This window comes from Bowmanella dokdonensis, assembly GCF_017254865.1.
GTDB classification, from domain to species: Bacteria; Pseudomonadota; Gammaproteobacteria; order Enterobacterales; family Alteromonadaceae; genus Bowmanella; species Bowmanella dokdonensis.
In genome coordinates this window covers 1-279 of record NZ_JAFKCV010000442.1, presented here as the reverse complement: position 1 = coordinate 279, position 279 = coordinate 1, and the positions used below count along the sequence as shown (strand labels likewise).

The following is a 279-nucleotide window of genomic DNA, read 5'->3' as shown; positions in this document are numbered from 1 at the left end:
GATATGGTCAATCACGCGGCCAGGGGTACCCACCACCACTTGCACACCACGCTTAAGTGGGCGGATCTGATTATCGTATGACTGGCCACCGTAAATGGGCAGTACTTTGATCTGACGATTGAAGCTGGCATAGGTATGGAAAGCCTCAGCTACCTGAATGGCCAGTTCGCGGGTCGGCGCCAAAACCAGTAATTGGGTAGTGGTGTCTTCAGGATCCAGTCGGGCCAGCATAGGCAAGGCAAAAGCCGCAGTTTTACCTGTTCCTGTTTGGGCCTGACC

Annotated in this window: 1 protein-coding gene; it reads right to left on the bottom strand. The window is 54.1% G+C overall.

Going from position 1 to position 279, the window contains the following annotated elements; genetic code table 11:
* Positions 1-279, bottom strand: a 279-nt coding sequence (locus J0A66_RS23235; RefSeq protein WP_206576120.1) for a DEAD/DEAH box helicase, incomplete at both ends; no start/stop codon positions are given.